At 68.5% G+C, this 10,754-nt stretch carries 6 protein-coding genes and 1 pseudogene; 2 read left to right on the top strand and 5 right to left on the bottom strand.

Annotated features, from left to right (window positions below; all coding sequences use genetic code 11):
* Positions 1 to 141: 141 nt before the first annotated feature.
* Positions 142 to 2,808, bottom strand: a complete 2,667-nt coding sequence (locus tag FM051_RS48735; protein WP_238413236.1) for a DEAD/DEAH box helicase — start codon at positions 2,806 to 2,808, stop codon at positions 142 to 144.
* Positions 2,809 to 4,355: 1,547 nt separating this feature from the next.
* Here FM051_RS48735 and FM051_RS48740 point away from each other — a divergent pair.
* Both FM051_RS48740 and FM051_RS48745 read left to right on the top strand, forming a co-directional pair.
* Positions 4,356 to 7,358, top strand: a complete 3,003-nt coding sequence (locus FM051_RS48740; RefSeq protein WP_158854648.1) for an AAA domain-containing protein — start codon at positions 4,356 to 4,358, stop codon at positions 7,356 to 7,358.
* Positions 7,359 to 8,169: 811 nt separating this feature from the next.
* Positions 8,170 to 8,706, top strand: a complete 537-nt coding sequence (locus FM051_RS48745) for a hypothetical protein (RefSeq protein WP_158854650.1) — start codon at positions 8,170 to 8,172, stop codon at positions 8,704 to 8,706.
* 7 nt (positions 8,707 to 8,713) lie between these two features.
* Here FM051_RS48745 and FM051_RS52855 read toward each other — a convergent pair whose 3' ends face one another.
* The 4 genes and pseudogenes from FM051_RS52855 to FM051_RS52865 form a co-directional block, all read right to left on the bottom strand.
* A complete protein-coding gene (locus FM051_RS52855; protein WP_238413239.1) occupies positions 8,714 to 9,067 on the bottom strand; it encodes an integrase core domain-containing protein in 354 nt (117 codons plus the stop codon).
* Positions 8,995 to 9,783: a helix-turn-helix domain-containing protein gene (locus tag FM051_RS52860; RefSeq protein ID WP_238413237.1), complete on the bottom strand. Its 789-nt coding sequence runs from the start codon at positions 9,781 to 9,783 to the stop codon at positions 8,995 to 8,997. The genes FM051_RS52855 and FM051_RS52860 overlap by 73 nt, the downstream gene beginning before the upstream one ends.
* Before the next feature lie 80 nt (positions 9,784 to 9,863).
* A pseudogene (locus FM051_RS48755) lies at positions 9,864 to 10,214 on the bottom strand (helix-turn-helix domain-containing protein); the annotation flags it as partial.
* A gap of 189 nt (positions 10,215 to 10,403) precedes the next feature.
* On the bottom strand, positions 10,404 to 10,754 hold a 351-nt coding region (locus FM051_RS52865), incomplete at its 5' end, for a hypothetical protein (protein ID WP_238413238.1).

The following is a 10,754-nucleotide window of genomic DNA, read 5'->3' on the forward strand; positions in this document are numbered from 1 at the left end:
GGACACCGCCGCTGCGTCCGCGACTACGAACGCCTACGACACCACCACGAGGCCATGGTCCGCTGGGCCATGATCCGCATCACCAGCCGTCGACTCACCCAACCCCAATAGCTCGGAAACGGGCACTGAGAACCGGGTTGATCAGGTCGCGTCCGTCGCCCGATAGCGGGCAAGCCATCCGATGGCCTTGTGGTCACCGCGGCGGGTGAAGATCGCCGCACCCCGGACCGCGTCGTCGTTGTCGTCGGCTTTCGGATAGACCACGGTCGTGAGGCCTTCGATGGTCGCGTTGGTCGTGGCGGACCCGGTCCAGGCGGTGAGCGTCCCGCTCACCGGATCAGCAGCCGTGACCCGATCACCTCCGGCGTCGAGGGCGCAGTGCGTCACCCGTTCCCGCAGCAGCATGGTGTACTCGCCCGAGTCGAGCCGACAATCGTGCGGTGGCGCGGTGTGAGGCCAGTCGGGAGCGGTGATGCCGCGTGCGCCGACCGCGGCCCACAACCGCGGCACCACCTCGGTGGCGTGTGCCGGTGTCGCCATGTTCTCGAGCATCCACAGCAGGCGCCCGGAACCACGGCGCGGCCCACAACGCCGCCAGCGGATGCGGCGCCCCAGATCGCCGGCCACGATCGCGACCCACGGATGCACCGAGGCGAGGTGGCCCTGTGCGGCCAGCCACGCCAGGTAGCGGGGCGCCTGTTCCAGGACGGGGAACAGGAGACTGTTCGGCAGACCGGCCACAACTCGTGCCGGACGCGTGAACAGCTCGGGCGAGTTGGCCACGAGCAGGATCGCCGCACGTGCCAGATCGCCAGGGGACAACGCCATGGCCGATCCGAGGCCACCGACGCGGGTGGAGGAGTTGATGCGTGTCCGATACCCCCGGGCCTTGAGGACGGCGGCCACGACCGCGCGGTGGTTCTCGGCAATCGGCGCGGCGGCCAGTTCCGGCACCGCGACCGCGATCACCTGCGCCAGGATTTCTTCGGCGGCGTCAGGGTCACCGGGCACCGGCAGCTGACTGAGCACGGTGAGCACGTCGGCGGCGGTGCTGGTGTCGACCATGAACCGGGCGGTAAGCCTGCCCAGGTCGGTGACCGCCACACCGGGCGTTCCGTCGGTACGGGTGTCCTCGGCGAGGAACCCGTTGTCCAAGAGGAAGTCGATCGCTTCGACGACGGGTTCGACGTCATCATCGCCTTGGTGGTGGGACAGCGTGTGCAACCACCACTGCTCGGCGTCTTGGACCGAGGTGATTCGTCCCTGCAACACCTCCGCCAGGACGTGGTCGGCGATGCTGTCGTGAATCTGGGAGTAGACCGTGTAGCCGTCGACCAGCGCCCCCTGCCAGGCGGGGCGCTCCAGCTCATTGGTGATCAGGTAGCCCCACCCTTCGTGTTCACCCGCGCCGATCCGACCGGCGCGGCCGAACATCTGCAGGACCGTGGCCACGTCGAGGTTGTCCAACCCGATGCGGGTGTCCCGGATGATCACAGCACGGGCGGGCAGGTTGACCCCCGCGGCGACGGTGCTGGTGGCAACAAGGACGTTCCACTCCCGGGACCGGAACCGCGCTTCGGCTTCCCGCTTGAATTCCCAGTCCTTATAGTGCAGCCCTATGCCGACCGACGCGCAGACCTCGTGGAGCCGGTCGATGTCGTCCGAGGCGATGCCGGCGGTGTTGGCGCCGCGATCGGCGGCCAGGGCCAGCGCGGTGGTGCGTACGTTGGGTTTGCTGCCGCAGAACACCAGGACGCTGCCGTCGCCGTCGGTGGCACTTCGGGCCAACTCGACAGTGATGCGGGTACGCGCCGTGGAGTCGGCGGCCCGATCGGAGTACGCGGGGATCATTGGCAGTTGCCAGGTCAACCGGGATGGTCGCCACGCCGTGGCGACCAGTCGTCCGTCCAGCCACTCGGCGATTTCGGCGGCGTTGGACACGGTGGCGGACAGACCGACGATGCGCACCGGGGACGCGGCACCGCGCACCCGCGCCAGCAGCGCTTCCAACAAGGGGCCTCGGACAGCCGAGCCGAGCAGGTGGATTTCGTCGATCACCAGGCAGCCGACGTCGGCGAGGGCGGTCTGCAGCGAACTCGCGCGGCAGACCGCTTCGAACTTCTCGGTTGTGGCGATCCACAGATCGGCTTCGCGGACCTTGTCGAGGTCGACGCTGTACTCACCGGATAGGCGCTCGACCCGAAGACCGAGGCCGCGCCAGGTCTCCAGCTCCCGATCCAGTTCGTCGGTCAAGGATCGTTGCGGCACCAGCCACGCGGCTTTGCGCCCCTCGCCGAGGATCGTCCGCAGCACCGCGAGCATGCCCACCACAGTCTTGCCCGCGCCTGTGGGCGCAGTGATCACGAGGTGGTCCGAGGTGTCCAGCACCGCTGGCGCCGCTTGCGCCTGCGCGGGGTTGAACCGGTCGAACGGCAAGTAGTCAAGCCACTGCGCCGGGACCAGTCCCGCAGTGGGCACGAACGCGGTTTCCTGCCGCAGGACGGTGACGTCGTGGGCGTCCCAGGTTCCGGCGAAGGCATCGCGGGCGTCGTAGGCGGGCAGGTCCGAAACCGGGGTGTGCCATCCGTTGTCGACGCCACTCCTGGAGGTCAAGCGCGTGGTGACCGACAAGCCGTGGAACACACCGTCATCCCCTACAGTGGAGATGATCTCGTCCTCCACCCAGTGAGCCACAGAACGGTAGGGGACGCCAGCTGTCTCCAGCCGAGCCCGCAGACCGTCGAAGGCCGCACCCATCGGGAGCAGGAAGCGGATGTCGACGTCGTCGGGCAGAGTCGGCAGTTCCACGTGGGGATCGCTGGTCTTGCGCCAGTGCAGCAGTCGCTTTTCCTGCGGGGGCGACACTGTGATGCCGCGCGGCGGCCCGTATGCGGAACGTGGTCGTCGGAGCTTGGACTGGTTCAGCAGGCGCAGCAGCGCGGCAGGCGTCTGCCCGGCGTGACCCCTCCAAGGCTCCGTTCCGGTCCCGCTGTACTCGCTCGGTGACGAGGCACCGAGCGCGGTGTGAGCCGTGTCGTCTCCGCTACCGCTGAGCAGGGCAGAGGTGACGAGGTCGGGGGACTGGTGCGATGCCTGCGCGGCAGGGCTCCCGGCTGGGCCGTTCCAGGGCATGATGCGCCCTATGGGGTCGCCATCGCTGCTCCGGTGAGACGGCACGCGGTCGAGTAGTTCGGCCCGCATGCCGCCCAAGACCGAACCGCGCGACACTCCCAGCTGTCGAGTGGTGAACGTGGCCGGGCACTCGGGACAGACCAGGGCTGCCTGCACCCGCGGCATGCCCTGCTGGTGGTAGACCCGGTATAGGCAGTGCAGCGCGTTTCGGCACTGCGGGCAGTCGACTTCGGTCTGACGGAGGTAACGCCACCCGGGCAGGTCGTACCGGGCGACGGAGGCTTTGGGGCGCACACCCCACCGAACCTGTGCGATACCCGTAACGGAAGTGTCCTCACTGCCGTCCGGATTCGGACGGCCTGCGGCATCCGGAGCTCCCTGCCCCCGCATCGCAAGAGGTGGCTTGCCACCCTTCCTGGCGAACAGGTCAGCGTGTTTTTTGAGCCCCAGGTCCTCCAGGGTGAAGGTCGCAGGACACCGAGGGCAGACCAGTGCGATGTAGCGGTAGGGCTTGCCACCCGCCTCGTACGGCTTGCGCAGGGTGTGTAGAATGCCTTGACAGCGAGGGCAGGGGAAGTCGACGGCCTGTTCGTAGGACCAGCCAGGCAGGTCAAAGCGCTCGATGGCGGCCTCAGGGCGCACGTGCCACCGCAGTTCGGCCACGTCCGCCACGGTGAGCTCGTCACCGGATAACCACTCGTTCTGCACCGCTCTCCCCCTCGGCGTGAGAAGGCAACAATAGCGCTGACGAAAGGCTAGGGGCGCTCATATTGCAGCGCGGACCTTGGCCGCAGAATTGCGGACTTTTGTGCGTGGTTCTCGACGTCGGAAGGGGGTGACATTCCTGTCTTCCGTAGCGTGGAGTTGGACGGTGTCGAACCTTGCGGGGGTCGTGACGAGGCTCGCTGCGCCAGTTCTGCGTGGGTTGCGCCTGTGGAACCCTGTTGTCCAATTCGGCTTCGGACAACCGATGCTCGGCGACGGCGCGATGCGCACTCCGCGCAGGCGGCTCTCAAGCTACGCGCGCAGCACCGATTTCTGCTCGAAATCGGGGAGTTCGAGGTTCACACGGATGTCGCGCCGCTCGTGATCACGCGATGAGTGCCGACCTTCGAACAGGACGGCTCCGCTTCTCCTCCCTCGGATCGGTGACGTCCGATCGTCCACACCCGGTACGGTGAGTCACCGAGAGTGTGCGTTGAGGGGGAATCGGGGTGCCTGGGGTGACCGCCGAGACAGCTGGGGGCCGGCCGGAGCTAGCTGAGCTGCTGCGCGCGGTCCGCGCGGAGATCGATGCGACCCTTGGCGCGGAGACCGGGTTCGACAAGGTGGTCCTGACCGAAGGCCAGGCAGTGGGCGGTGACGGCGAACAACACGAGTACTCGTTTGCCGCCCGTGGCTGGAAGGACTCGTTCTCCGACCGGCCGCTGCTGGTGCGTGCCCGGCCGCGTGCGGGCTGGGAGCCTGCGGAACTCGTCGTCGCCGAACGCGGTCGGCTCCGCCTGCGCACGTCCGCCGCGCTGGGGGCGAAAGCCGAACTCCGCGAGGACGACACGTCCGGCCTGGTCACCCTGGCCGAACAGCTCGAGCAGACCACCTCCGGATCCGGCGGGTTGAACCTGACCGCGGCCGGGTGGCTGGTCGGCCGGAGCCTGCCCGCAGCCGGTCAGTGCCCGGACCCGGAGCGGTACGTGCGCGACTGGCGGACCCTGCAGCTCAACGACCGGCAGCGGGCTGCCGTAGTCCGCGCCCTGGGCAGCGATCTCACGTTCATCTGGGGGCCGCCCGGCACTGGTAAGACCGAGGTCGTCGGCCATGTCGTGGAGGGCAACCACCGGCAGGGGCACCGGGTGCTGTTCCTCGCGCCGACCAAGGTCGCCGTGGACCAGGCGGTGGAGCGGCTGTGCGAGCTGTTGAGTGCCGAGAGCGGATTCGCCGACGGGCTCGTGCAGCGGGTCGGGGACATCGCGGTGGGCTCGCTCAAAGAGAAGTACGGTGACCAGATCGAGCCGCAGAAGATCGTAGCGCGGTTGAGCGCTGCCCTGACTGCCGAGATCGGGGCGTTGCGCGATCAGCTCGACGTCGTCGACGGCCGTTTGGCGCTGCACCGCGAGTACGCGGAACTCACGCGGAGCCTTGCGCAACTGCGCGGCGATGTCGGGCAGGCCGCGCGGAACGCCGCCGCGGCCGCGGCCCAGGCCGACCGCGCCGGACGGGAGGCGGCCCGGCTGCACGCCGAGCTGACCGGGATCGGAGTGCCGTCCGGACTGTTCGCCGCACGGAAGGCGCGACGACGGGACGAACTCCTTGCTCAGCTCCAGGCGGTCAACCAGGACATCGCCAACCTGGCCGCGCAGCACCAGTTCGCCACTGCCGAACAGCAGCGCTGTATGGCGCAGGCGGAGGCCGCCGAGCGCAAGGTGGGCGCGCTCCTGCCCAAGCTGGCCGGGATCGCGCCCGCCGACCAGCTCGTCACCACGGCGAAGAATCTGCGGGAACGCCTCGAAGCGCGGCAGGAGGAGCTCCGCACCGTCGAGGAGGTGGTGCGCGGCAACTGCCGTGTCATGGGGACGACGGTGGCCAAGGCGGTGCAGTCCCGGTACTTGATCGACAAGTTCGACACCGTCGTCATCGACGAAGCCGGCATGGTCAACCTCCCCTCGGCGTGGTACGCGGCCGCGTTGGCGAAGAAGCGGGTGGTTGTGGCCGGCGACTTCCGGCAGCTTCCCGCGGTGACCCGGGGGTCCAGTGACCGCAACGCCAGTCAGGAGACGCGGTCGCACTCCGAACGCTGGATGGATCGCGACGCCTTCCACGCGGTCGGACTCGTCGACGGCCAGGGGCGGGTGCGGCCCCATGACTGCCTGGTCGGGCTGAACACCCAGTACCGGATGCGTTCGGCGATCTGCGCGGTCGTGAACACGATCGCCTACCCCGACGCGCCGTTGATCACCGGGCGGGCGGACACCAGCCGGTTGCCGCCGTCGCCGTTGCTGGAGACACCGTTGGTGCTGGTCGACACCGCGTCTCGGCGCTCGGCCGCACGGGGCGGCTCGGGCGGTCACAAGTCCAACCCGGTGCACGAGGCCGTGATCCATGAACTCGTCCGGGGACTCCAGTACGACGGCGTGCTGCCCGCGCGCAAAGAGGAGGGCGGGCCGCCCGATGCCCGGCCTGCCGCTCGGATGGCAGTCATCGCCCCCTACCGCGACCAGGTCAGGGCGTTGCAGGGTAGCCTCGCCTACCGGTTCGGCGCCGACTACGACGGTGTCGTCGACACCGTGCACCGGTTCCAGGGCAGCCAGCGACCCCTGGTGGTGATCGACACCGTCGCCGGCGCCGGCGACAAGGTCGGCTTCTTCTACGAGGGAACGGGCCTGTCGTCCGCGACCTGCCGGCTGCTCAACGTGGCGGTGAGCCGCGCGCAGGACCACCTCGTGGTGGTCGCCGACGTCGACTTCCTGAGCCGCAACCTCAAGCCCCACGGCGAAGCCGCCCGCATGGTGGACTACCTCCAGCGGCACGCGCACCGGCTCGACGTCGGCGACCTCGTCCCGTTCCGCTCGGCTGCCGACTTGGCCGGCCTCGGCCCGAACGAACTGACCCGGCCGGCCTTCTTCCCGGCCGACGAGGTGCCGCGCGCCGTCGCTTGGGACATCGCGCACGCTCGGCGCAGTATCGAAATCTACTGCGCCTTCCTCGACCCCGCCCCGGTCGAACGCTGGCTCTCGAAGCTGAAACCCCGGATCGACAGCGGGCTGCGCGTCACCGTCCACACCCGACCGGGCCGGCGATCCGACGACGAGAGGCAGATCTCGGCGCTGGGGGCGGCGGGCTGCACCGTGATGCAACGCGAGCGCATGCACGAGAAGGTCGTGATCGTCGACGACGAGGTGCTCTGGCACGGATCGCTCAACCTGCTCGCCGGCACCGGCCCCACCGACCTGATGATGCGCATCACCGATCCCGGGGCCTGCGAACGCGTGCGCCACATCGTCGGGCGCGCCCGCCCCGACCCGCCGGCCCGTCCGGCCCGGTCCGCTCGTTCCGAGGTACGGCCCACGTCCGGGCCGAACGGCAACGGTGCCGGCCGGTTGTACCTGAACGTGCCGTTCGCGGAGAAGGATGCGGCCAAGAAGGCCGCGAAAGCCCGATGGGACGCCGAGGCCAGGCGCTGGTACGTGCCGCACGACACGCCCCGGCATCTCGTGGAACGGTGGCTGTAGCACGCCCGGAGCGTGGCCGTCGAGGTTAAGTGGTGGAACCAGTGCGCTCGACGTCGGCCAGCCCGGGTCGCCTTCAGCGACGCGAGGTGTAGATGCGGGTGTTCGGGGCGAGGACCAGGCCTGCGGCAGCGAGTCGGGTGGCGAAGGTCTTGCCCTGGTGTGGGGTGCCGAAAGACGGCATGCCACCTCTGAACTGCGGCTTCAATCGCTGCAAGCTTCGTCCCTGTTGATCAATCGCATCGTCACGGCTACGGCTACGGCTACGGCTGCTGTCTGCGAGGACGCTGGTCACTTGATTACGCATGCGTTCGACGTCCACACGGCCGCCGCGGGCCGGCGGTGGGAGGATGCGTGGGAGGAAAATGGGAGAATCCATTGAGCCGCAACGGAGTCAAGCTGCATCGAACCGCACGCAACGGCACCGCCGTCACCTGCTGATTCGGTGTTTTCGCAGGTCACTTCATGATCCGGGCGGGGCTGGGGGTCAAGGGGTCGCAGGTTCAAATCCTGTCGTCCCGACGGTCTGAAGAAGCCCGCTCGATCTGGATGAAAGCCCAGGTCAGCGGGCTTTTTCGTGCGCTGGTGTCGATCTTGAATGGGTCACGGAACGGCAACTTTGCGATCTTGGTGAACGCTGTTTAGGAGCGAAATCAGGAGCGGGTCGCTCCAGATCTTTGACCAACGCCAAATGGGGTCGCCACGAACGGGTGAATCCGCCCAACCGGCGCCATACATCACCCAGGGGAGTGAACCGCCCTCAAGGTCCGTCAAGCGCCCGCAACCGTCCCGAACACGGTCGTAGGCTCGCCGGATGACCGGAACCGACACGACCGGGCGCAGACTGCGGATCACGGCCACGGTGATCGTCGAGGTGACCGATCCCGAGGCCCTGGAGCACGCCGCGCTGCGGCACATCGACCGGACCGACTACGGCGTCGACGACGAGCCGGGGCGGACCGTCGACGACGTGCGCGCCGCCGAGCGGGACTACGTGCGCGGCGATGCCGCGGCCGCGCTGCTGGAGTTGGCCGACCCGTACATGATGGTCGACGTCGAGGGCGTGGAGATCTCCGGCTCGGAGTGCGGGGTCGAGGAGGTGGACGAACACGACCGTCCGCTCCCGTCGTGGCCGGACCTCGCCGCCCTGTTCCCCGTGTGCGGATGTGGGGCGCCGGACTGCGAGGAGTGCGGTTCCGATCACGTGACGCCGCGGACGGCGGCGGTGCTGTCGGGCGCGGCCCAGTTCCTTGCCGATCTGGCCTACGACGATGTGATCGAGCACGGTGACGACCCGGTGGAGGCCGACGACGGGACGTGTGAGGTGTCAAAAGTCGGCCACATGGTCTGACCTGCGGTTAGGCTGCCGTGGGTTCGTACTCGTTGATGAGGCCGCCGAGGACTGGTCGGCGGTGTATCGAGGTGCAGCCCGGCTCTGCGATCGGGTGGTCCGGTCGTGGTGGTGCGAGTTGCAGTGCTTGGTGAGGTCGGCGGTGGTTGTAGCGGGCCGCGTAGCGATCCAGGACCGCTCGCAGGTGGTGTTGGTTGATGATGAGCAGGCGGTCGGTGACTTCGCGTCGGACGGTGCCGACGAACCGTTCGGCGTGGGCGTTGGCTCGTGGACACCGTGGTGGGATCTTTACGACCCGGATGCCTTCGCCGGAGAGGGCCGCGTCGAACGAGGCGGTGAACTGGCCGGCCCGGTCGCGGATGAGGAACCGGAAGTCGTCCGCCCGGTTGCCGAGTCCATGAGCAGGTTGCGGGCTTGTTGGGTGGTCCACGGGCCGTCAGAGCTGGTCGTGGTGCCGGGGATATGGACGTAGCGGGTGGCGACCTCCATCACGAAGAACACGTAGACCCGCTTGAGCGTCACGGCGCAGTCGACGTGGAAGAAGTCGCACACCAACATGCTTGCGGCCTGCGCGCGGAGGAACCGTCGCCAGGAGGTGTCAGTGTCGCGCTGGGGCGCGGGCGGTACCCGCAGGCGCTTGAGCACGCGGCGAACCGTTGCAGCGCCTACCCGGTGGCCGAGCTTGAGCAGCTCGCCCTGGATCCGGCGGTAGCCCCACCTGGCGTTCTCCCGGGCCATCCGCTCGATCAACGCCACGACGGTGTCGTCGACCGGTGGGCGGCCGGTGCGGTTGGGGTAGGTCCACTTCTTCGCGACCAGGCGCTGGCGCCATCGCAGGAGGGTGCCCGGTGTCACCAATCGGTGCTCGCGCAGCATCTGGGGGAGTCGGCGCACCAGCGCGGCGAGCACCGCGCGATCGGCCCACTCCAGCTGCGGGCGGGGGTTGGTGCGGCGCAGTACGGCGACCTCGTGCCGCAGCACCATCAGCTCCAAGTCTTTGGCCGCCGAGGACCGGCCGAGCAGGACCAGCCAGCCAACGAGCCGGACGAAGATCAGGTACAGCAGTCGTAGCGCCACGCCTCGCGATCATGCCTCTACGGCTCATGGTGCGCGATCACCGCAGCTCAGCGCCCAGGTGCAGAGTTCTGGCACCCCACAGGCTTCTGGTCGGCGACGCGGTCGATCGGGACCAGCGTGCCGTCCAGGATCGCGTAGGCGAATCGGGCGGCGCGTTCACCGGCGGCGTGGAGGTCGTCGGCCAGGGCGACGAGGAGATCCACCGCTTTGCGGATGTAGCGCCAGGCGGTGCTGCGGGAGATGCCGAACCCGGCGGCCAGGCGTGCGTGGGTGTCGCCGTTGCGCAGGTGGGCGAGCACGGGCAACGCCTGACAGCCAGGATCCAGGCGCCGCCAACGGGACCGACGCCGTGCCCGCTCCGCGCGGATGAGATCGGCCAAGCGGACGAGGGTGTGGTTGGACAGCGGAATCGCGGCAGGGTAAGACAGCACGGCGAGGCTCCCGGTTGGGGCATCGGATCTTGGCCGACTGCTGTCTTACCGGGAGCCTCGCCCACCGCGCTCCCCACTGCTCAGCTTGCGCCGTGACCTGCGACATCACGATGAAAATGGCTCAAAGAACACTGACATGTCGCTTGACCAGCAGCGATGACTTTTCGAGCAGCACAGGGGTCCAGGCGATTACGCGCGGGGAACGCGCCGGACACCGGTGTTGGCCACCGAACCCGGCCCTTCCGCGACCGCCTTCCCCGACCCGGTCACGCGAACCGCACGCGTGTCGTCCTGTCCGGTCTCGGCACCGGTGTTCGCCTCACCGGCCCCCATGGCCTCGGCATCTCCGGAGTCTTCCACCACCACTCCACCCATCCCGGTGTCGTCGGACACCATTACGTCCTCCCTTTTCCCCCGCGTTCCGCAGATGATGGCCTGAATCGGGTCGCCGGGCCGGAAGAGGTGCTGGTCAGGAAGCTGGTCCATAGCGGGAAACGCGAGATTGCCTAGTGGCACGCATTGCGCGTCAGCCGTGGGATG

It is taken from the genome of Saccharothrix deserti (assembly GCF_009769385.1).
GTDB lineage: Bacteria > Actinomycetota > Actinomycetes > Mycobacteriales > Pseudonocardiaceae > Actinosynnema > Actinosynnema deserti.